The sequence below is a fragment of the Microbulbifer maximicatervae (SeqCode) genome (assembly GCF_052467325.1).
This window is the reverse complement of record NZ_CP174310.1, coordinates 3,109,691-3,130,710: the sequence shown is the minus strand read 5'-3', so window position 1 is coordinate 3,130,710 and position 21,020 is coordinate 3,109,691. Positions and strand designations below refer to the sequence as shown.

The window sequence follows — 21,020 nt, the reverse complement described above, 5'->3', positions numbered from 1 at the left end:
AGTTGGATTTTTTCAAAACCAAGCTCTAAACCCCAGTACCCATACGGTTGAGTCCACATCCTCGCCTTCTTCACGGGCGAAATCAGCGGCATTTCCCACTTCCCGTTCATAGTGGACGCCGATATAGGGTGAGAACTTCCTGGTGACTTCATACATGAGCCGAAAGCCGACTTCCGCTTCCGATAAGCCGGAGCCGCTACCTCGGGCCTCATCGTTCTGCCCAAAAAAGTTCAGCTCGATACGTGGTACCAGGTTCCAGTCTTGTGCCAACTTTATTTCATACTCGCCTTCCAGGCGAAATGCAGTACTGCCATGTTCTCCATAGAAAAATACCGCATCCATTTCGAATTTGTAGGGAGACTCTCCAGTAATACCCACAGCAGCCCAATTCCGGCTGGTAGTCTCCAGATGGAAATCGTGGCGAATTCCAATTAGGAAATTCCAATTTGCCGAAATTGCCCGGCTATAGAGCGCCCAGAGTTCATTTTTTTCAGTCTCCCCACTGCTTCGCTCATAGTCGACTTCGGCAACAAACTTATTTTGCTCTCCGCCATAACTGAAGTCTCCCTCGATTTCCCCGCCGTTATCACCTCGCAGTTCCACATAGTCGAGGCTGACTTCAGCCATGGGTTCTTCTTCGTTATCCTCGCTAGAGGACTGGTAGCTATGGTGTTGATGCTGAGGTTCTGCCTGCCCGTAGCTGGCCTGGGTAGCAAGTATCCATAGTGTTGCTGTTATCCCTGCAACATTCTTAAACAATGCGCACCTCCCGATACATACCGGGCCTCTGGTAAAGCATTTGACTGTGTAGAGCCCAGCGGCCATAGGTGTCGGCGCTGACCAAGTAACTGATGCTTGATCCGGGCTGCGTGATCACCGTGTGCTTGCTAGGTAAATACTCTCCGTCGCCGGTTTCCAGCTCACTCCAAAAACCATGTAAGTGCATAGGTTGGGGAAGCGTAGTGTCATTGACCAGGGTAATGCGCAGGCGCTCCTGGTGCCGAAATAATAATGGGCTGGCATCGCGAAACTTTTCACCATTTATTGACCAGAGATAGCGCTCATAATTGCCGGTCAGGTGTAACTGTAATTCCCGCTGTGGCTCCCGTTCATCCTGGGTGGGTTCACTGCTGCGCAAGTCGCTGTAAGTCAGTACACGGCGGTTATAACGATGTTTATGATTTCTGAGTCCGACACCGGGGTCAGAGATGCCGTTTGCTGGCGTCAGCGCGCGGTGATCCACCCTGAATCCGGATTCACTTGGCTGGTGAATAATAGGGCTATTACTACCGAGCCCCGCTGCAGCGAGGTTTCCGTAAAACCATCCCCCCTCAGTTGCATCGGGCAAATCGGAATGTTTTTCGGTGTGAGTAGTCTGGGTTGTTTTAAAGTGTGTGTCTGTCTCTTCGGTTTTTCTCGCCAGCCCCAGATCTTGCAGAGTGAGCACTGGGCGGTGATCCATCGCGGGAATCTCTGCACTCACACGTATATCACTTGTCAGTGTGCCTCGCGCATATCCACTGCGGTCCATGGACTGCGCAAATATACTGTAGGCCTGTTCACTCTCTGGCTCGACAATTACGTCATAGGTTTCGCCGCTGCCAATACGAATTTCATCGACGCTAACGGGCTCGACATTTTGTCCATCGGCCGCCACCACCTTCATTTTCAGGCCGGGGATACGCAGGTCGAATAAGGTCATCGAAGCTGCGTTAATTAATCGCAGGCGAACCCTCTCACCAGGTTTAAATAATGCAGTCCAATTGGTATCGGGTGTATGCCCGTTAATCAGGTAGGTGTAAGTCTCGCCTGTGACCTGGGAGATACTGCGGTCGGAAAGCTGTTTCCAGTTCCATTGATGCCGGTCCCGCCAGGTTTGTGCGACACCTTTTGTGCGCACCTCACGCCATAAATCTGTAGCCGTGCGCTGTTGCCGGTTGTAGTAGTCCGGGTCTTTTTTTAGATGGGTATAAATAGTTTGGGGAGATTCATCGCTCCAATCGGATAGGACAACAACATAATCCCGCTCGTAAGAAAATGGTTCTGGAGATATCGGATCAATGACTATTGCCCCAATTAGCCCCCGCTGTTGTTGAAACCCGGATTGGCTGTGATACCAATAAGTGCCACTTTGGCGCACAGGGAATCGGTAGCGAAATGTTTGCCCAGGTTGAATGCCGCTAAAGCTCAACCCCGGTTCGCCGTCCATATCGCTGGGTACCCTAACACCGTGCCAGTGTAGGGAGGATTTGTCGGGTAATTGGTTATGGACATTCAGGGTGACAGTTTTCCCTTCCCGCCAGCGCAAAATGGGGCCCGGTAGACTGCCATTAATGGTCAGGGCTTGTCGTTCGCGCCCGGTAAGATTTATCTGGCGGTAACCGATGGATAAATCAAAGTGGTTACCGCGCAGGGTTGTTGTCGAAGCTGTTGGCGAGTTTGGGCGCGAACTGTGGGGTAACCCCAGCAGCAGGGCTCCCGCTCCGAGACCTGTGACGAAAGTACGCCTTGATACGGCGTCGGTGCGGAAGCTCTCTGCCATCGATGTCCCTTTTAAAACTGCTCCTGTGCCGTATTGATTTCGGCGTAAATTTCGCTGCTGCCATCTTTGTTAAGCAGCATTACCTGATAGGGCGTAAAACGGTCGCCCACTTCCATACCGGGGCTGCCCAGGGGCATACCTGGCACTGCGAGACCAATGGCATTTTGCGGTGGATTCTGCAAGAAACGCTGTATCAGCTTTGCCGGTACATGCCCTTCAAAAACATAGCCCTGTTCTGACACTGTGGTGTGGCAGGATTGGTAGCGCGGAGAGATATGGTGCTGCTTTTTCACGCCGTTAAGGTCTTCGACATCCTTTGCTACGACGTTAAAGCCACTTTGTTGGGCATGCTCAACCCAAATTTTGCAGCAGCCGCAGGTGGCGGATTTGTAAGTGGTCAGGCTCACAGATTCCTTTTTGGGGTCTGGAGATTCGGCACAGGCACTTAATGCCAGGGTAGTGAGTAGCGCAGCAATAGCGATCAAAATTGAACGGTTCATATGAACTCCGATGATGAGATTAAGGGCGCACACAGGCGCGCGAGTATTTATAAAAAATATTTGGAGTAAAACTGGGGAGTGCGCGTATGCCTAGGCATACGGGGCCCGTTAAGTGCGGAATATGGGTGGGCGTAGTGCCATTTCCGGATCTGGAGAGGAATTAAATTCCCGGTAGGCAGTGACAAGTAGATTGCGGTTGTATACAAGAATTTTATATTGAGCGTTTACCGCAGAGCTGGTGCCTGGCCCTGCACAGCAGCTGCATTCAGCAGTGCAACTGGAGGGATGGCTGTCGCTGCAGTTCTCAAGGGTTGCCTCGTCGCAGTGGGTTTTTTCTTCTGCAGCGATGGATGCCGCTGGGGATTCGTGTGTTTCCGCACAGGATGACGCAACTGCCTGGCCGCCGAAGGCCAGTAGTAGTATGAGCAAAAATAGGCGGAAGATCCCGGAGTGCATGGCGGTATTCAGAAAACAAGCCAGCCCGCAGTGTATGGGCTGGCCTCTGCCGGTGCAACTTTCCCGCTTGCGGGATGGCGGGTTAAGAGCGGCTCAGGGGTAGGCGGAAGTCCTGGTGTCGCAACAGGTCCGGCCCACATTCGAGGCGCTCGAGCCAGCCCAGGAAGCGCTCTTTGACATCGCCTGAGGCAAAGTAACCGCCGTGCTGGGGCACAATCATTGCGGGGTTGAGCTCCCGAATCATCTTGGCCCAGAGACGACAGGTCCAGTTCCCGCCCATATAGCGGCGGTGGAACCCTTCCATCGACGGCAGGTGCTCGTCGAAATCTTTGACTTCGCCCTCCTCACCACCGAGTGAGGCACCGATATCGCCGGAAAATAATATGCGGCTGACCGGGTCATAAAAACTGAAGTTGCCACAGGAGTGCATAAAGTGCGCTGGCAGCGCCCATATCTCACTGTCGCTGAAGGGGATAATTTCTCCCTTGTCGTCCAGAGGCATGATGCGTTCCTGCCAGCGCTCGGCACCGGCACGCGAGGCGACAAAGCCGGAAACCAGGTGTGGCAAAAACCGCGACCACAGTTTAGATACTGCCACTTTGCAGCGCGAATGGAGCATCCAGCGCGGCAGCGAGGCGATAATATCCGGATCCTGGTGCGAGGCCAGGATCAGGTCCAGTTCGCTCAGGTTCAAATGGCGGCTGAGCTCAATGGTGAGGTGTGTGTAAGTCAGATCGCCGCCGGGATCGATAAGCGCCCCTTTGGTGCCGCGGCGAATAACAAATTGATTGGCCTGTACCCCATCGCTGCCATTCTGCTCTTTAACCAAATCGCCGAACCGCGCAACCAGGTGGTGACCTTTTTCAAATAGGATGTCCACGCCGCGACTCCTCTTATTGGACTTGGCCGAGGTATTGAGTGAGCCTCTCCTTATTCATAGCAATACCGGCATTCATGCCTTCGGCATGCTTCTTGGCTTCTTCCAAGTTGGTTGCCTTACCTACCTGAATTACCCCAACCATACCCAGCGGCAGATGTGGGTCGCACTGGTATACGTAGACACCTTCCTGGTTCAAAGTGACAGTCACCTTTTCTCCCATGCTGCCATTCCAGGTAGCGCCCTCGGCAGGGGACAAAACTGAGTGAGTGTTGTGGGCCGCATCAGTGGGCAGGAAGGTGACAGAATCGCCCGGCGCTACCGCGAGAAATGCCGGTTCAAAAGTCATCATGCCGTCCTTGCCCTGGTTCAGCATCTTAACTTCGTGATCCGCAGCCAGGGCGGAGGTCGAGGCCATGGCGAGCGCCAGAATCGCGCCGCGAAGAGTAATAGACGACATACTTACTTCCTGTTCGATGGTTAGTCAGTGTTGTTCAGCGCCTCCCCATTAGTGGGTAGAGGCAGCGGCGGATGTTATCTCGGAGGGGGCTGGGTGAATTGATCTAGATCAATCGCGTAGATAGACCAATTAGAAGGAGAAGATGCCAATAGAAGGGATCCGTGTAGGAGAGTCATTTTTGACCGCTGAGCACCACCCGCCTCGGCCGGATAAGGGGTAAACTGTGCGCCGATCAATTCTGTGACTTTTCGGGAGAGTGCTTTGGCCACAAAACGTAAAACTGCCTACGTGTGTAATGAATGCGGCGCTGACTACACCAAATGGGCAGGGCAGTGTAGTGCTTGTGGCACTTGGAATAGCCTATCGGAAGTACGCCTGGGACCGGATCACAAAGACAGTCGCGCCGCGAATTTTACCGATGCACAAAGTGGTTACGCCGGTTCCGCTGGTGCTGGCAAAGTACAAAAACTATCGGAAATCGACCTCAGTGAATTGCCGCGTATTCCCACTACGGCCTCGGAACTGGATCGGGTACTGGGCGGCGGGCTGGTGCCGGGCTCCGTTGTATTGATCGGCGGCCACCCCGGTGCGGGGAAATCCACTGTTTTACTCCAGACCTTATGCCATCTCGCCACATCAATGCCGGCGCTTTATATCACCGGCGAGGAATCTCTCCAGCAGGTTGCTATGCGCGCTAAGCGCTTGGGGCTGCCCACGGACTCCCTGCAATTGCTCAGCGAAACCGATGTGGAGCGTATTTGCCTGGCGGCCAAGGAAGTGAATCCTCGGGTTATGGTAGTGGACTCGATCCAGGTGATGCACATGAGCGATGTGCAATCGGCACCCGGTTCTGTGGCACAGGTGCGCGAGAGTGCGGCCTACCTGACCCGCTTTGCCAAGCAGACCGGCACGGCGCTCATTCTGGTGGGGCATGTCACCAAAGATGGCAGCCTCGCAGGCCCCAAGGTGCTGGAACATATTATCGACTGCTCCATTCTCCTCGAAGGCACCCACGACTCCCGCTTCCGCACATTGCGTGCCCATAAAAATCGCTTTGGGGCCGTCAATGAACTCGGCGTGTTTGCCATGACAGAGCAGGGCTTGAAAGAGGTATCCAATCCCTCAGCCATTTTCCTGCAAAGGGCTGAGGAGATCGCAGCCGGTTCTGTGGTGACCTCGGTGTGGGAGGGCACCCGGCCGCTGTTAGTGGAGTTGCAGGCCCTGGTGGACGATAGCAGTCTTGGCAACCCCCGCCGGGTAGCGGTGGGCCTCGACCAGAACCGCTTGAACATGCTGCTCGCTGTGTTGCATCGCCACGGTGGTGTCTTGGTGGGGGACCAGGATGTCTTTATCAATGTGGTCGGCGGGGTAAAGGTGATGGAAACCAGCGCCGACCTGACACTGTTATTGGCGGTAGTCTCCAGTTTCCGCAACCGTGTCCTGCCCCGGGATCTGGTGGTATTCGGGGAAGTGGGGCTGTCAGGCGAGATTCGCCCAGTGCCTTCGGGCCAGGAGCGTTTGCGCGAGGCCGCCAAACACGGTTTCCGCAAAGCCATTGTGCCTGCAGCCAACCGTCTTAGGAACGATATCGAGGGAATGGAAATGCACTCAGTCAAAACCCTGGCGGAAGCGCTGGCGGTAATTGATATGAGCTGACACTCCAGTTGGGGACAGCTGTTTTGACAGGGGAATACCTTGCGTATTCCCCTGGAGAAGTGAGTTTTCAGAGCCTCCTGCGCTAGGGGCGCCTAGTTGCTCCCTTGCGCTGGTTGTTACCGGGGCCCCGACGAAAATCCTCTGACGGAGTGCCCTTGTAACAGCGCGGGATAATGGGCCAGTCCTCTGTTAGAAAATAGGCATAGGTGCCCTTGGGGAATTCCGGGGTGCGAACCATTCTGCCGTTGCACTCATCCAATGTGCCGGAGCCAGCCACATAGTGGTAATCATCCACAAAGGTACCATCGTAGTAGCCTCCAGGTTCTTTACTGCCCTTGGGGCGTTTCCCGGATTTCACCTGATAACTTGAAGTCATTGCCGCAATCCCGGATTTAGGTTCCCAACCATCGGCATAGGCGTACAGGGCATAAATGGGGAATCCATCGGCAGCCCAGCCAATCAGCGGCGAATGCCTTTCCTTAGATACCCCCAGGCGCTGTAATAAACCGGTGGGAATTCCGTGATAGTGATAGGCACCATTGGGCTGAACATGGGCGTAGTTATCGTCTACACCCAGCTGAATCGCGCCGGATAGGGCTTCGTAGCGCCAGCGTCCGCGATTGCCCAGGTACCATTCCGCAGCACTGGGGTCGAAAGGCACTCCGTTCAGTCCGATACCAAAATTCTGCAACGGAACCGGTGTAGATTGAGCGGCAATTTGGGGGATAGCCGGAACTCGGAAACGGTAGCGCTGCACCTCGATTTCATGGGGATTGCCGCGATTGGGGAAGGTACCAGTCTTGTGCTCGGAAATACCGTTGGCCTCAATAACGCGCCAGGGCCCTTGAATACTGATACTCACTTCACTAAAGGTGATGGGCGCCTCGGTAGCAGGGACTGTGTGCTGCAGGCCGTCGGATTGTACCACTGTATGTTTACGGGCGGCGGGGGGCCCACCAGCGGCGCCACCCCCTGTAGCGCGAGCAGCCGATTTACGCTCGGGAACACAAGCTAGCCCGTGTGATTGGGGGAGGTTGCGGCAGCGACCAGTGACTAGTCCGCTGGGCAGCTCTATAGTGCAGCTGGCGCCACTGGATAGCTTCTTGCAAGCCTGTAGGGCGCTGTCAGGAACGTGAGCCAGTGCGAGCGGTGCAATACTGCAAAGCCCCGCAAATAACCACTTCTTCATAATCACATCTCAAGATTTACAGTACCGCTGGCCGGCCTCGATCGATTTATTAGGATTTATTGCGCTTCATCTTCCATTGGGCGAGGGCCACCTTTGCCCTTACCGCCGGCAGGTACACAGACCAACTGCTCAACCTCTGGGGGCATACGGCAGGTGCCTTCCAGAGTGCCTCGCGGGGTCTCGACAGTGCAGGCGTCTCCTTCTGCCAGACTGCTGCAGGCATCAATCGCTTCCTGCGGCGGCTGGCGGGGCTGTGCGGACACATTAGTGGCCAGTAAAAGGGCTGCTACTGGAATAAATATTCTTTTCATCATGATCTCCTGTCGTAGGCACTTTGGGGGAGTCCCACAAGCTGTGATTTTGCTCTTTGGGTTTTGACAATAGTTATTGGTGTCGCCCAAAACTAAAACTATAGGCTCTGGTAGTGGCGATTACCGCTCAACAGAAAGTTGGCTTCTCGGTACCGCCCTGGGACTTCAATCGAAAATAGTTGAGGAATGAGTAAGTAATGTGGACAGCTTGTAAAGAAGTGTGGTGCAGGGGAGATGGAACTATGACCTTCTAGTCCGGGTACCGGCCAATTCCATGAAGAAAAGCTAGTATGGTCGGCGTAATTGGAGGGCTAGAAGGTAAGGCCTTAGATAAGACCATCGGGACACATACCTAGAGTAGGTTTGTGTCCCGATTTATTACTTGTGAGGTTTAACTCTCAGCTTCCAGTGCGGCTTTTGCTGCGGCTTCACTTAGCAGCTTACGCCGGACTTTCATCGGGGTAATACCAAACCAGCGATCGCAAGCCCGGTTGAATGAGCTTTGCTCTCGGTATCCCAGCATGTTGGAAATCTGAGCCATCGGTGGCAACTTCCGACTGAGATAATGTTCCGCGCGTTCTCGGCGAATTCGATCCAGAATATCCTCAAACACCAATTCTTGGTCTCGCAACCTGCGCTGTAGAGTGCGCTTGTGCATACCTAGCTGGTTGGCAACTTCTTGCAGACTGCAACGCTTCAGAGGCATCAGACAGTAGATCAGCTGCTCTACCTGATGAATCAAATTTGATTCGCCTTCGCTCAGTACTTTATCGATATAGGATTTCAGTAGGGGTCTTAATACCGGGTTGCACTTCTCTGTAGGTTGGGCCAGCTGGCCGCTATTGAGAATTAAGGTATCGCTATTTTTCGAAAAAAGTACTTCCGTGCCAAAAAAGTTTTCGTATTGGTCGTGTAGCGGACGCTTGGATTTTAAGTGAACTGCCTCCAGGTTGAATTTTTCCCCACAGAGTATTTGTAGGGCGACAACGGACACCCCGAGTAAAAATTCCCTGAATAGTTCTAGCGGCAATGAAGAGTCCGAGGGTATATAACTTTCCAGGTCATTTAAGCAATGAAAAGTTATATATGTTTGCAGCCCCTTAACCTCCAATTCAACTCGGAGGTTATAAGGGGGAGCAGCAAATTGTTTTACGGCAGCATTGAGGAACTCTCCCAGGGTAAGCGACTGCAATACTGCTGCCCCCAGAGAGCTCAGGGCTGCAGCCCCCTGGCTTTTTGCTAGTCTCAGTCCAAAGTCTGCACAGTTGAGTTGCCGCGCAGCCTTTTCTACAAGGTCTGTCACTTTACTCAAAGGGAGGTACCCCTCGAGTTTTTCAACTTGCTCGGGGTTTATACCGGCGCTATTAAGCAGAGTTTCCGGACAGCCGTTTAGCTGGGATACTTGGTCATAAAAGCCGGTTAACAGCTTAGCTCTTATTTGTTGGGTCAATTTCTTCCAAATCCTTCCAAGAACCCAGCCTGATTTAAATTATTAGGCGTGCCGGGTCGCAACTTCAATTTGAGCGGAAATCTTCAACTGATAGGGGCACCCGATAATTTTGGGAGTCTGCAATTAAATCAGATTCCAGAATTATGCTTTCCTGGGCTTTGTCTGACAGGTTTATGAAACCGTCATATTGGCGAATGCCTGTTTTATTTCGATTTCCTGATATGTAATGTGCGCGATGAATAATTGTTACTGCACTAACTACCACAAAGTGCACACGGCTCATCCTGAGAGAGTAATATTTGAGATTAAAACAGGGCAGGCGAAACTGGCGCAATCCGCCTATCAGTCTCCGCTAAGTATTATTTCAAGGTCTATATTACTTGTTTTTTTTTCCGGATTCGAAGGGCTTCTGGATTTTACCCATAAACAAACTGTCACCTAATGAAAAAAAATACCAGTTAAACCTGATATATTGAAACTTTATTCCCGTATGACAGCAATAAAATCTTTTTGTTTTATGGTGACTTCATATCTGGGAATAATAATTTTTTCATACTTTATCCACTTTTTTTTCTGCTCGCTAAAGCTAGCTTGAATGACTGGTGATTTCAGGAACGCTTTAACACTTTTAGGGTAGTTACAGCCGGATATAAATGACTCGGTCAAAAGAGTAGTCATTCTGCGCAGACAAAAAAGCCCGCAAAAGCGGGCTTGTGGATCACTGTTTGGAGAAAAGCTTAGCCACCGTAGTAGGTAGCGGCACCTGGGCCTACCGGCAGTCCCAAGGCAAATACCCAGATAAAGAACAGCGCTGTCCAACCGATGAAGAAGAAGATGGAGTAGGGGATCATAGTAGCGATCAAAGTACCCATCCCTAGATCTTTCTTGTAGCGTGCGGCAAATGTAATGATTAGACCGAAGTAACTCATCATCGGCGTGATTACGTTAGTCACAGAGTCACCGATACGGTAGGCAGCCTGGATCACTTCCGGAGCGTAACCGAGCAACATCAGCATTGGCACAAATATGGGGGCTGTCACTGCCCACTGAGCTGAGGCACTGCCTAGCATCAGGTTCACAAAGCCACACATTATGATAAAGAACAGGAATAGCAGTGGCCCAGTAAGACCGATGCTCTGCAGCGTATCTGCGCCCAGGACGGCGAAGATGGTACCCAAATTGGTGATTTTAAAGAAGGCAACAAATTGTGCAGCAAAGAATACCAGCACAATGTACATACCCATGCTGTTCATACTCTTGGCCATGGCATCAATGACATCTCGGTCATTTTTCATTGTGCCAACAACTTTGCCGTATACAAAACCAGGAATTGCAAAAAATACCAGAATCAATGAGACGATCCCTTTAAGGAAGGGGGAGCCCGCGACCAGGCCTGTCTCAGGGTTACGTAAAACACCCCACTCAGGTACTACTGTCAAGGCAAGCACAGCAGATACACCTAAAACTGCCAAGCCCGCGTACTTGAGGCCGCGTTTCTCAGCCTCGGTCAGAGTGCCGACCTTGTCTTGAGTCAGGTCGACAGATGCTTCGCTGGGATCATATTTCCCCAACTTTGGCTCAACGATCTTCATGGTCACCCAGCTGCCAACAGCGGTAATCAGGAAGGTGCTGACAATCATAAAGAACCAGTTTACTTCCGGGCCCACTGAATAGTTCGGGTCGATCATATGGGCCGCAGATTCAGTGATTCCAGACAACAAAGGGTCCACAGTTCCTAACAGTAAGTTGGCACTATAGCCTCCAGAGACACCGGCAAATGCAGCGGCCAAGCCAGCGATGGGGTGTCGACCGAGGGAGTGAAAGATCATCGCGGCGAGGGGAATTAGCACCACATAGCCCAGCTCTGAGGCTGTGTTGGAAATGATGCCGGCAAAAACCACAATAACCGTAACGGTGCGCTTAGAAGCCTGGAGTACCAAGCCACGCACAGCGGCACTCAGCAGGCCCGAGTGCTCGGCAATCGCGACTCCCAAAAGAGCTACCAAAACTGTGCCCAAGGGCGCAAATCCGGTGAAATTCTTTACCAGGCTGGTAACGATCATCCTGAGCCCATCACCGCTCATGAGATTAAAGACTTCAATAACGCCATCTGGCGCGCGGCCAGCGGCGCCAACTGGGCGAGGATCAGGGACAGATAGGCCAAAGTAAGAGGCGACACCGCTAATGACTATCACACCAACGGCAAATAGTGCGAATAGTGTTATTGGATGGGGAAGAAGGTTGCCGAGCCATTCCACGGCGTCTAAGAAGCGGATAAAGGCGGTCTTGCGCCCAGGTGGGCTGTCCTGCCGATCACTCGGGGAGGTTGTTGTGGTCATTGTTTGTCCTCAATCGTAACTGCAAGCGGCCCTAATTGCCTCTGGGCCGCCCTGTAGCCGAAGGGTTGGCTGAAAAATGTGCTAAAGCCGAGATCATACACAAAACTACTTCAGCTAAGAATGCCTTGGAAGAAATGTTGCTCCTAGATGTCAGGCTTAAACGCTATAGAGAAGCCTAGATAGAATAGAGATCTATGATGGGTGGTGTGCTGGCGGTAGTGTATGGCCTCGAGTGTCAAATACCCTAGATGACGCTCTCTGATGCATAGGTATGCCATAATCTCAACACCAAGCAGTCAATTCAGCGGTGAAAATAATGAAGATTGGAATATTAAAGACCGATGATGTGCGCAAAGAGCTCGTCGACGAATTTGGGGAGTACCCGGAGATGTTTGTCAACTTGCTGCACGACCAGGACTCCGGGCTGGAGTTTATCACCTTTGAAGTCCAACACGGTCAGTATCCAGAGCAGATAGATGAAGTAGACGCATACCTTATTACAGGTAGCAAGACCGGCGTCTATGACGATAAGCCATGGATTGCCCCTTTAATGGAATTCGTTCGCAAATTACATGAGAAGCAAAAGCCGACTATTGGCATTTGCTTTGGTCATCAGATAATAGCTCAGGCTCTGGGAGGTCGGGCGCGTAAATCGGATAAAGGATGGGGGTTGGGGGTACACACTTATGAGATGCAAGAGACGCCAAGCTGGATGTCTGAGCCAACGCTTAATTTCAGCCTTTTAGTAACACATCAGGATCAGGTGGATCAGCTGCCCCCGGGGGGGCGAGTATTGGCATCCAGTGAGTTCTGTCCTATGGCAATGGTGCAAGTGGACGACCATATGCTCAGTTTCCAGGCGCACCCGGAATTTACCAAGATTTATTCAAATAGCTTGATGGAGCTCCGCCGAGAGGCGTTTGGTGAAGCTGTTGTTGATAAAGGACAGGAGTCGCTGAAGAACGATATCCATGAGAATACGGTTGCCAAGTGGATGTTGGAGTTTTTACGCAAGTAAATTCCTGTAAGGAAGTGAATGGCCTCACTTCCTTACAATTCACCCATTCCTGACTTTACTTATCCTGACTCACTCTATTTCTTGAAATTGAGAATATATTCTGGCTTACCCTGCATTTTTTGTATGTTAATTATTATTCTGAATGGCGTAGTAAATTAGTGTGACAAAAAGCAATTATAATTTAGATATGCTTGAGCATAGATTGTAATTTATTTTATTTGGCTCTAACTGTCTTCTGTTGAAGTTGCCTTCGCATTTTGACAGGGATCTGAACGTGGAACAAATTTGTTAGTTCGGCTTTAAATAGTTTCTATTTGCTAATTGTGTCCGGTTTTGGCGGTATTTCTGTCTTTTTTATTTGATGTATATTAAAGAGCGGTAGAAAATATTTTTATTGGTTGTTTTAAAAAAGGATGATTGCTTAATATGTGGGGTGCCAAGAGGGGCTAATTTAAGTAATTGAAATGATTGTCCCAATTTTAACTTTTCTAGATCTGTCAATATTGAAGGTTGGATAATTTTTTGAAGCGCTTTTTCATACTTTTTTATAGTTGTTTGGTGGAATAAATAACTTGATGGGGGTGAGTAGGCAATAGAAGGTTGGTTTAATTAACATAATTAATAAACATTTTAATAATCAAAAGGATGGGTTTATGAATCTGTTTAAAAGGACACTTTTAGCGACGTCGATAGGGTTGTCGTTTGTTGGTAGCCAAGTGTATGCGACAGGTAATTCAAGTTCCAACATCGTTGGGGTTATCGAAGCTTCTGAGCAAAAAGCGGAAGAAGAGTACATCGTCACTGTTAATAATTTGAGTACGGGCCTGACGCGATCGATTGAGACATTGCCGGGAGAGAACTTCAGATTTACCAAGCTGCCTATTGGCATGTATCAAGTCGTGGTCACGCAAGACGGGGAGCAAGTCGGTGAGCGCACAGTAAGGGTCGCTCTTGGAGCAAATGCTAGTGCCAATTTTGACATTGATAATGTCACTTACGAAGAGGTTGTTGTTGAAGGCAGGCTTCTGACCTCTGTTGACACCTATACGATGGATTCTGGTTTGGTTATGGGAGAGGCTGAGCTTGATGCGATGCCAATCGCAAGAAACCTGACAGCAGTGTCATTGTTGGCGCCAGGAGTTATTGCCGGGGATACAGGCTTTGGTACTGGTAATGGTTTTGGTGCCGCTTCTTTCGGTGGCGCATCAATTGCGGAAAACTCCTGCTACATCAATGGGCTTGAAGTCACAAATACCCGGCAAGGGATAGGCTGTAGTTCTGTTCCTTTTGAATTCTACCAAGAGTTTCAGGTGAAGACCGGCGGTTATTCAGCAGAATTTGGTCGCACAACTGGCGGTGTTGTTAATGCAGTTACTAAAAGTGGTGGGAATACCTGGGAGTTCGGCAGTACGGTCTATTGGGATCCAGATTTCTTCCGCTCAGAAGGGTCTGTTTCGAGGGGCAATGGTGGAACTGGAGATGTTTTCCGCAATGAATCCCAAAATGAATATGATGAAATCTCTTACACATTTTCTGCTTCGGGTCCAATTGTTCAGGATAAGCTTTTTTTCTATGGCTTGATAAACCCTAGGGATAAAACTGATAAGTTTGCTTATCGATCTGGGTTCGACCAGGGAAATCCAGATACTCAGTTTCGTACTCGCGAATCATCTGGTACTGACAATCTATTTTGGGGGGCCAAAATAGATTGGGATATTACTGATAGTCATAGGTTGAGTTATTTCGGTTTTTCCGATCGGAATGAAACGGAGGAGCTCATCTTTGAATTTGATGCGAATACCGGGTCAATTGGGCCAAATATTGGCGCTGCAGCGGGGGTTGTTACGGGTAATACCCGAATAAGGGGATCTGAAGCTCATTCCTTTAATTATACCGGATATATAACCGACGATTTAAGTATATCCGCTATGGCTGGCCAAATTGAAACTGAGTATACCACTGAGCCCTTAGCTCTAGAATGTCCAGCAATTGCAGATGAAGCTGGGCTTGGGGTGAGCACCTGTGGTGGTGGAACTATTGGGTCAAATTTCGATGAAAATACTCAATATCGTTTTGATATCAATTACTCACTGGGGGATCATAGCCTTAAAGCGGGAGTTGATATTCAGGAGCGTTCATCAACTCGTACTACAGCTCCAGTTGCTGGTCATAGTTGGACTTATGAAACTATTGGCATTGGCGGTAGTGTACAGGGTGATCAGGGAGCTTTATTTACAAATGAAACTGGAGAACCGCTGCAAGTCGTTAGCGATAGAATCTTCGAAGGTGGAGGCGGTTTTAGTTCAGATTTAACTGCTTTCTATATTGAAGATCAGTGGCAGATAATGGATGACTTGATGATAAGTATCGGTCTTCGGAAGGATATTTATGAGGGAGATGGTACTACTGGGAAACAGCTGTTCGAGTTCGATACGGATATTGCCCCTCGATTAGGATTTTCCTGGGACCCCTTTGGTGATGGTGAGACAAAGGTTTACGGTACTTGGGGACGGTATTATCTACCTATTGCGAATAATACTATCTATAGAGCCGCATCCGGCGTTAGCGATGTAACAACCTATTATACTTATACTGGCATTGATCCTGTAACTAATGCGCCTACAGGAATTACGCCTATAAATGGTGATGTTGCGTCTTCCTCCTATGTAAGTTCTGTGCCTGTAATTCCAGAGAAGGACATATTCCAGGCCCAAGAAGCTGAGCCATTTGCCCGAGACGAGTATATTTTGGGCTTTGAAACAGCGGTTAACGATGAACTAAGTGTAGGAGTTCGAGGGGTTTATCGTGAAGTTGTTTCCGCTCTTGATGATTACTGTGGACGCTATGCATGGCCATACTGCGTTATGGTAAATCCGGGTGAGTCGATGTCCTGGTATGCCGATGGGTATTACTGGGATGGCTCCGAACTTGTAGTGAAAGGGGAGTTATTTGATGGCTCGCCAGATCCAGATTCCCTCAGGAAATTCTCTGCAGGAACAATCGGTCTACCTGAAGCTAAAAATATCTATCGTGCCCTTCAAGCGGATCTGACCTATAGTACAGATCAGATGACCTGGAAGTTCATTTATACTTGGTCTCGTAGCACAGGTAATTTTGAAGGTGCAGTGAAGTCTGATATTGACCAGGCTGACGCCGGTGTTACTCAGGATTTCGACTTCCCCGCCCTTATGGATGGGGCAGAAGGATACCAGCCTAATGATCGCAGACATGTCTTTAAATTATTTGGAAGTTATGATTTTACTGAAGACCTAACATTCGGTTTAAACGCTACTTTAGCAAGTGGGCGACCAATATCAGCATTTGGCCATAGTTACCCGAGTGACGATCCAAATATTTATGGTAGTTATGGTGATACCTTCTACCATCTGGACCCTGAAACAGGCGAATATGTGTACATCCCAAGAGGAGAAGTTGGCAGAACTCCGTGGACATTTAATGTAGATGCCTCTATGAGGTATAGATTCTCATTAAATGGAGTTGACATGACGGCTTCTCTTGATATTTATAATGTATTTGATAATCAAGAGGCGACTAATGTTAATGAGCACTACGAGCTAAATTCTGCTGAAGTTAACGATTGGTATGGCGCTGCATACGACTGGACAGCGCCAAGGTCTGCAAGAATTGGCTTAGTAGCAACCTTCTAATACGATTAGTAAATCCCCCTGTAGTAATGATTTGATAAGATTACTACAGGGGTTCTTGTTTTAGTTTACATTACTGATTTCTCTTAATTTTAAGCTGGCCTTTAACTGCAGTATAATGGCCCTTTTTTATTTTTAACTGATCATTTAGTTTATTCCAGTAATGAAATCTTCTTCGAGTATTAGTACTCTTACTCGAATCGGATCTTCAATTTGAAAATAACTTCGAGCCCGCTCATCAAGCTGGATGGATAGTGTTTGTAGTTTTTGATGTGTTAGGCTGGGTTTCTTCGAGCAGATTATTTCTATATAGCACTCGCCTGGTGTTATTTGAAGGGCGTTAATTATTTCTATACTAGGGTCTTCCTCTGTATCTAACTCCTTAATAATTAGATCTTGGAATAGTTCAGAGGCTGAATCCGGAGCTAATTTTAGTGGGGTCAAAAAAATCTTGCAGCTAACCATAGGGAAGTTCCTATTGGGAAAATTAATAGCTATATTAATTGTCTTTATATTGCTTTTTTAAAGACGATAGTGTTAAGAGGAGTTTTAAATGCCCCTTGGGTGTCCGTATGTTTAGGTGTGCAAAGATAATAGCAGAAGATTGTGTTTTTTCTTTGGGGTCGTCTTGCTTAGTTATAACTTTTTGTAATTTAGAGTAGCTTTTTTGAATTTGAGTTTGACGGTTTTGGCCAAGCTTATTAGCTTCTTTAAGATTTTAGGTAGGAGTTGTTCAGGTGGGCGGCTCTTCGTGTTAGGTAGTAATTAGGTAAGAATAAACTCTGTGGGTGGGAGAGGTTGGAGGTCAATAGATTTATCTGGATATATACATTATTCCACCTTTAGTGTTGCCGGGTATTTTTTTGCTAGAAAATTTAGGTTTACAGCATAAATTGATGAAATTTAAATAGTATTTCTTTAGCGATAGGTTTAGGAGGCTACAAAGCGCTTTAGAGATACTTTTGTGTAACAAAACACTAGTGCTAGCTAAGGGTGGGTTAGTGGGTAGGTGTAGTTAGAGTAGATGCTACAAGTTTGAATGGGTTGAATTTTATGCAGCGGGCTTTACAGTAGTCTGTTACTCCAGCCTTAAGAATGAGTTTGATTATGCTCGGAGTATGTCAATATTTATTGTTGTGATCTGGTTGCTGTTTAAGTTTTTACTTATTTTTTCAAAGTTAGTTGATTTTTGGGGTTGGCATTTAGTCTTTCCTGGGGGGGCTGTAGAAGTTAATTCAATTTAATGGGAGCTGTGAATAATCTTTAGGGGATTTAGACCCAGATTACCCTACATTAATTGGTACGAAAGTTCCGCCAGCAATATGAAAGCTCAGTTTAATTTGGCTGTATCAAGGATTGGTTTAATGAAAGTTACACTAGGAAGTTGTGGGCGGTGTTAAGCTAGTTGAGGTTTTCATCGATCCCATTAAAGAGGTCGATAATTATTTTATAAATGTTGATCGATGTAGGATGGATGTTACACCACAAGAGAATTAGTAGGCTGTGAATAGGATAGATAATCCTGAAAAGTGAAGAGTAGAGCCTATTGGGCTAAGATAGTTTTTGCTCAATTTAGGGGGTTTATGCACGTATGCAGGATGTTTCTAGCGGTAGACAAAAATTTTTGTTGTGATCACTCACCCATAATTACCAGTCAACATTGGCATATTGGGGCATAATCGAGTTAAGCTTTAGTTTGCTGGGTAGAGGTTCCTATCCAGCAAACTATACGAACTTACTGAAAGGAAGGTGCGCTATGTACACTGAAACTGATATTAAAGCTGGTCCTGAGGCACAAGTAGAGCTGCCTTGGGATGAAGATTAAGTAATCTTTCCCTTGACCCCCAAAGTTAGGCTGTTTGGAGTGCTTTTTACAGATTGATCTCGATAGGTTTTGAGGCTATTTTCAGTATTGCTTTATTGAAAACTTCAAATAACCTTGTAGTTATATCTGCTTGCACTGCAGGCTTTGCTTTCCTGAGGGGGGATTGCCGGCCCTGACTTACCTGTCGAGTTTATTCCAATATACGTAAATGGTTGTAACTCGCACTGATCGTTCGACACACCTATTTTGTAAGAGTTCATTCGTAAATTTGCAATTTTTTTACATGACTCTTATCACTTGGTCTACTTTCGATGGGATAATATGGGTTCGCAGGCGCCAGTCGTCAAATGATGTCGATTGGTGCCACTTTATTTCTGCTACAGGAATAGCTCTAGCTGTTTATTTTTAAATACTAGAATCAATCTAAATGAGTTTGCTCCCCCTCTACTTTTTGCCTTCAGTTGACGGTGAAAGTGAGCTATGATTTTTTTAACTATAAAACCTATACCCTAATATGATTATTGCTATTTAGCTCATAATTTAAGCCTATCTTTTTCAGCTTTGACTTTGTCAATAATTTATCGAGAATTTGTCTCGACAACTATCCTTGCGAAAAGCAGGGCCGAAAAAGATGGTCTGTTGCTAGTGGAATCTTGACGGTGCAGATACAATGCTTGGTTCACAAGTGGCGGCTTTGTTAGAGCTTTATCCAATCAGATAACACCCTGAATTCATTTTAATTGTGTGTTTTTAGGTGGAGTCAATAAGTTTTTTGTTCAATAAAAATTCTGAATGGTGTTTATTTCAGATTCTTGATAGCGCCGTCTCGTAGATTTTATATTGGCCCGATTTGCCACTTTTCTACAGAGATCTCTAATAAAAATCTTTGAGCCACCTTTTGTGATTGGGCTCTAGCATGTGTATTGGCTTTGCAATTTCGGAAATACTGCAAAGTATTAAGCAAGTCTCGAATCTATATTGATGGTAAGCCGAATTTATGCTTTTGATTTTAACTCTTGTGCTTTGCTTTTAGATTTACTTTATCAAAAAATGGGTTCTTGCCTATATAGTACTATGGCTACTTAGCTGAAATATGTAAAAAATGTGAAATTCTTGTTTTTCGACAGCTACTTTGATCAGTATCAAGGTTTTAGTGATGGAGCATAGCTATAAGTGAACAGGCCACTATGCCCACTGTTAGTTTGTACTTACTTTCCATGTTAGATGAATATGAATTGAGGGTGTTTAGGTGCACTCCAGGTCTATATTGCATTTTATCCTCAATTATTTTTGGTTGAAAAGCTTCGCCTTGACTACTTTGGCTGTGGAGCAAATAGCATTGCATGGACCATCACTTTAGCTTAGGCGGGGATAGTTATAAATCACTATGCTAGAGCGAAGAATATACAGATTCCAATTGACTCCATAACCTGAGAAATCTAAATTTGTATTTCCTGTATTTTCAGTAGAAAAATACAAAAGATCGAATGAATAGAGTCAAATTTTACTCCTGTTCAATGCGATAACTATTGATAGGTTTCTTATATTGTCAACTCCTTTTTTTCACACTTCACGTTCCATTGTTTCAGATTCTATTCGTGGTCTGATTGTAGCTACTGCTCTCGGTGTCCTGCTTTTATCGGCTTGGGTTATATGGTTTTTTACAATGGAAATCACAACATATAGCGTGAGTGAAGATGCGAGGTTGGAGCAAGATCACAATACCGTCCATGTAAGTACCCAGAGAGTTGGGCGTGTTGTGCATATTGAAGCAGAGCTGGGAGATGCCTTAGAGCAAGGCGATATATTAATTCGTCTTGATACGTCCGTACTTGATTTGAGCTTGCAGGGAGATAACAAGATATCCGGAAGCTTGCGAGATCAGTTTGAATCAGTTCAAAGAGAACAAGAGCTACTCGATAAAAAATTTGGTGAAGACGAGAAGGCTCTTAGCGATCAATTAAAATTACTGGAACAACAGTACCAGCTTCAAGTGAGTAATCAGAAAATTCAAGCGGATGTTACTGATCGTTATGAGCGACTGTTACAAAAACAACAAAGTTCAGAATTGGATTACCTCGCCGCAAAGCGAACGTACCAACAAATGGCGATGGCAACCTTGAAAGTACAAGCGGATATTCGTGCTTTAGAGGATCGTCGAGCGCAACTGATTAGTGAATATCAACTTGAGGTGAGCGCATTAAAACAGCGACATCAGGATATCGATGGAAGGCTTGCGGAAGTTGATACCCGTATCCAGCAAAGCCATCTTGCAGTACGTGAACAGAACTTACGTGCCCCAATTACCGGGGTATTGGCTTCGCTGGCGAAAATTCGGGAAGGTGAAGTACTGGTTGCCGGGCAACAAGTTGCAACGATTCAGGCAGAAGGCGTTATTTCTATACAGGCATTTTTTCCGCCCGCATTAGCACTGGGACATATTCAGCCTGGGCAGCAAGCCCAAGTAAAATTGGATGGATTTTCCTGGGCTCGTTACGGGCAATTGGAGGCTCGTGTAGAGCGGGTGGCGAGTGCCGTCCAGCAAGGTAAAGTTCTTGTACAGCTATCCTTGCAAGGTGAGACACCGCCCCACCTCCCTTTATTACACGATTTACCGGCCAGAGTAGAAATTGCCACAGGTAAGAAAACACCTTATCAGCTGCTGCTACAAAGGACGGGCGAAATACTTTCAGGTAAAGCTTCCGCAGAAATAGTAGAAGAGGGAGCGTGAT

Annotated in this window: 14 protein-coding genes; 4 read left to right on the top strand and 10 right to left on the bottom strand. The window is 47.6% G+C overall.

The window, feature by feature from the left end:
* Positions 1–12: 12 nt before the first annotated feature.
* The 6 genes from ACJJIE_RS14005 to ACJJIE_RS13980 form a co-directional block, all read right to left on the bottom strand.
* Positions 13–759: a copper resistance protein B gene (locus ACJJIE_RS14005; protein WP_444892082.1), complete on the bottom strand. Its 747-nt coding sequence runs from the start codon at positions 757–759 to the stop codon at positions 13–15.
* Complete coding sequence (locus ACJJIE_RS14000; protein ID WP_444892081.1) at positions 752–2,542, bottom strand: copper resistance system multicopper oxidase; 1,791 nt, start codon at positions 2,540–2,542, stop codon at positions 752–754. The genes ACJJIE_RS14005 and ACJJIE_RS14000 overlap by 8 nt, the downstream gene beginning before the upstream one ends.
* 11 nt (positions 2,543–2,553) lie before the next feature.
* On the bottom strand, positions 2,554–3,042 hold the full coding sequence (locus ACJJIE_RS13995; protein WP_444892080.1) for a DUF411 domain-containing protein: 489 nt from the start codon (positions 3,040–3,042) through the stop codon (positions 2,554–2,556).
* Between the two features lie 108 nt (positions 3,043–3,150).
* Positions 3,151–3,498: a hypothetical protein gene (locus tag ACJJIE_RS13990; RefSeq protein WP_282931166.1), complete on the bottom strand. Its 348-nt coding sequence runs from the start codon at positions 3,496–3,498 to the stop codon at positions 3,151–3,153.
* An 82-nt stretch (positions 3,499–3,580) separates the two neighbouring features.
* The gene (locus tag ACJJIE_RS13985; RefSeq protein WP_282931167.1) at positions 3,581–4,378 is read right to left on the bottom strand and encodes an oxygen-binding di-iron domain-containing protein; all 798 of its coding nucleotides are present in this window, start codon (positions 4,376–4,378) and stop codon (positions 3,581–3,583) included.
* 13 nt (positions 4,379–4,391) lie between these two features.
* Complete coding sequence (locus ACJJIE_RS13980) at positions 4,392–4,835, bottom strand: pseudoazurin (protein WP_413663411.1); 444 nt, start codon at positions 4,833–4,835, stop codon at positions 4,392–4,394.
* Between the two features lie 261 nt (positions 4,836–5,096).
* Here ACJJIE_RS13980 and radA point away from each other — a divergent pair, with 261 nt between their 5' ends.
* On the top strand, positions 5,097–6,491 hold the full coding sequence (gene radA, locus ACJJIE_RS13975; RefSeq protein WP_282931169.1) for a DNA repair protein RadA: 1,395 nt from the start codon (positions 5,097–5,099) through the stop codon (positions 6,489–6,491).
* Between the two features lie 82 nt (positions 6,492–6,573).
* Here radA and ACJJIE_RS13970 read toward each other — a convergent pair whose 3' ends face one another.
* From ACJJIE_RS13970 to ACJJIE_RS13955, 4 genes are all read right to left on the bottom strand, one after another.
* Positions 6,574–7,680, bottom strand: coding sequence for a YHYH protein (locus tag ACJJIE_RS13970; protein ID WP_444892079.1), 1,107 nt, complete (start codon positions 7,678–7,680; stop codon positions 6,574–6,576).
* A 56-nt stretch (positions 7,681–7,736) separates the two neighbouring features.
* Positions 7,737–7,994, bottom strand: coding sequence for a hypothetical protein (locus tag ACJJIE_RS13965; RefSeq protein WP_282931171.1), 258 nt, complete (start codon positions 7,992–7,994; stop codon positions 7,737–7,739).
* Positions 7,995–8,382: 388 nt separating this feature from the next.
* Positions 8,383–9,441 carry an AraC family transcriptional regulator ligand-binding domain-containing protein gene (locus tag ACJJIE_RS13960; protein WP_444892078.1) on the bottom strand — a complete coding sequence of 353 codons (1,059 nt, stop codon included), beginning with the start codon at positions 9,439–9,441 and terminating at the stop codon, positions 8,383–8,385.
* Positions 9,442–10,178: 737 nt separating this feature from the next.
* The gene (locus ACJJIE_RS13955; RefSeq protein ID WP_444892077.1) at positions 10,179–11,780 is read right to left on the bottom strand and encodes an AbgT family transporter; all 1,602 of its coding nucleotides are present in this window, start codon (positions 11,778–11,780) and stop codon (positions 10,179–10,181) included.
* Between the two features lie 316 nt (positions 11,781–12,096).
* Here ACJJIE_RS13955 and ACJJIE_RS13950 point away from each other — a divergent pair, with 316 nt between their 5' ends.
* The 3 genes from ACJJIE_RS13950 to ACJJIE_RS13940 all read left to right on the top strand — a co-directional run bounded on the left by ACJJIE_RS13950 (position 12,097) and on the right by ACJJIE_RS13940 (position 21,019).
* Positions 12,097–12,798, top strand: coding sequence for a glutamine amidotransferase-related protein (locus ACJJIE_RS13950; protein ID WP_444892076.1), 702 nt, complete (start codon positions 12,097–12,099; stop codon positions 12,796–12,798).
* Between the two features lie 653 nt (positions 12,799–13,451).
* The gene (locus tag ACJJIE_RS13945; protein ID WP_282931175.1) at positions 13,452–16,466 is read left to right on the top strand and encodes a TonB-dependent receptor; all 3,015 of its coding nucleotides are present in this window, start codon (positions 13,452–13,454) and stop codon (positions 16,464–16,466) included.
* 3,488 nt (positions 16,467–19,954) lie between these two features.
* Positions 19,955–21,019: an HlyD family secretion protein gene (locus ACJJIE_RS13940; RefSeq protein WP_282931176.1), complete on the top strand. Its 1,065-nt coding sequence runs from the start codon at positions 19,955–19,957 to the stop codon at positions 21,017–21,019.
* Position 21,020: the final 1 nt, after the last annotated feature.

Coding starts and splice junctions, on each gene's coding strand:
- ACJJIE_RS13980 (WP_413663411.1), bottom strand. CDS start 4,835: ATGTCGTCTATTACTCTTCGCGGCGCGATTCTGGCGCTCGCCATGGCC.
- ACJJIE_RS14000 (WP_444892081.1), bottom strand. CDS start 2,542: ATGGCAGAGAGCTTCCGCACCGACGCCGTATCAAGGCGTACTTTCGTC.
- ACJJIE_RS13940 (WP_282931176.1), top strand. CDS start 19,955: ATGGAAATCACAACATATAGCGTGAGTGAAGATGCGAGGTTGGAGCAA.
- ACJJIE_RS13990 (WP_282931166.1), bottom strand. CDS start 3,498: ATGCACTCCGGGATCTTCCGCCTATTTTTGCTCATACTACTACTGGCC.
- ACJJIE_RS13955 (WP_444892077.1), bottom strand. CDS start 11,780: ATGACCACAACAACCTCCCCGAGTGATCGGCAGGACAGCCCACCTGGG.
- ACJJIE_RS13970 (WP_444892079.1), bottom strand. CDS start 7,680: ATGAAGAAGTGGTTATTTGCGGGGCTTTGCAGTATTGCACCGCTCGCA.
- ACJJIE_RS13950 (WP_444892076.1), top strand. CDS start 12,097: ATGAAGATTGGAATATTAAAGACCGATGATGTGCGCAAAGAGCTCGTC.
- ACJJIE_RS13995 (WP_444892080.1), bottom strand. CDS start 3,042: ATGAACCGTTCAATTTTGATCGCTATTGCTGCGCTACTCACTACCCTG.
- ACJJIE_RS13945 (WP_282931175.1), top strand. CDS start 13,452: ATGAATCTGTTTAAAAGGACACTTTTAGCGACGTCGATAGGGTTGTCG.
- ACJJIE_RS13965 (WP_282931171.1), bottom strand. CDS start 7,994: ATGATGAAAAGAATATTTATTCCAGTAGCAGCCCTTTTACTGGCCACT.